The organism is Frankia sp. CoWAU3 (assembly GCF_977971855.1).
The window spans coordinates 3,845-5,211 of sequence record NZ_CDWWXB010000196.1 but is presented as its reverse complement, the minus strand read 5'-3'; the positions used below and the strand labels follow the sequence as shown (position 1 = coordinate 5,211).

Annotated in this window: 1 protein-coding gene and 1 pseudogene; both read left to right on the top strand. The window is 68.8% G+C overall.

Annotated elements, in window-relative coordinates:
* Positions 1 to 396: pseudogene (locus AC08ON_RS15005) on the top strand (AMP-dependent synthetase); the annotation flags it as partial.
* Positions 397 to 494: 98 nt separating this feature from the next.
* Positions 495 to 1,367: extracellular solute-binding protein (locus AC08ON_RS15000; RefSeq protein WP_476617185.1), on the top strand; the 873-nt coding region annotated here is incomplete at its 3' end.

The window sequence follows — 1,367 nt, the reverse complement described above, 5'->3', positions numbered from 1 at the left end:
GCGGCGGCGGCGCTCACCATCCCCGGGTTCTTCGCTGACGCACGCCGGGAGCACGTGGTGCTCGGCGGCGTGCTCCTGCTGGCCTGGACCACGAGCGTCCGCTGCCCACGCCCGCTGCGCCGGCTGGCGGGCCTGCTGGCCGGCAGCTCGCTCTACATCTACCTGACCCACTGGCAGGTGTTCCCCCTTCTGCAGGACGACCATCCGGTCCTGGCGCTGCTGGCCTCGCTCACCGTCGGCGTCGCCGCGTGGAAGGTCTCGTTCCATGCCATGGGCCTTCTCGGCCGGCTCACGGCGGGCGTGCCGATCCCGCTCGGCGCCAGGCGTCCGCTCCGCGGTTCGCCCGCCAGCGCCCCCGACTTGTGCCACTCGTCACATTCTACGGCGCTAAGGTAAACATGAGTTAACTTCTACACCGATTAGAGGTTCGAGGTCGGTCGGACGTGTCTGTCCAGGTGGAGTGTCCAGGTGGAGTGTTCAGGTGGAGGAGCCCGATGGGTTCGTTAGGAAGAACCTTGGTCGTGCTGGTGACGGCCACCTGCCTGGCCGGCCTGGCCGGCCTGTCAGCGTGCGGCTCGGGGGACGACGGGAAGACGATCACGCTCTACAACGCGCAGCACCAGGACCTGATGCGGGTAATGGTGGACGCGTTCACCAAGCAGACCGGCATCAAGGTCGAGTTGCGTCGCGGCGGCGACCCCGAGCTGGCGAACCAGATCGTCCAGGAAGGCGCCAGCTCGCCGGCGGACGTCCTCGTCACCGAGAACTCGCCGGCCATGACGCTGGTCGACCGCGCCGGCCGCTTCAGCAAACTGGACCGGGCCACCTTGGGCCAGGTGCCTGACCAGTACGTCCCGAGCACCGGCAACTGGATCGGTTTCGCGGCCCGGTCGACGGTGTTCATCTACAACCGTGGGCAGGTCGCCAAGAACGAGCTGCCCACGTCGATCATGGACCTGGCGGGACCGGCGTGGCAGGGGAAGGTCGGTGTCGCGGCGGCCGGAGCGGACTTCCAGGCCATCGTCAGCGCCGTACTCGCGGTGAAGGGCGAGGGGGCCACCGCCGAGTGGCTCGCCGGACTGAAACGCAACGCGAAGATCTACGACAACAACATCGCCGCGCTGCGCGCCGTGAACGCGGGCGAGGTCCCCGCCGCCGTGATCTACCATTACTACTGGTACCAGGACCAGGCGGAGTCGGGCAAGGACAGCAGGAACGTCGACCTGCACTTCTTCGGCCACCGGGACCCGGGCGCGTTCGTCAGCGTCTCCGGCGCCGGCGTCCTCGCGGCCAGCGACCAGCAGGCCGAGGCGCAGCGGCTGGTCGCCTTCCTCACCAGCGACGCCGGGCAGAAGGCACTGGTCGAC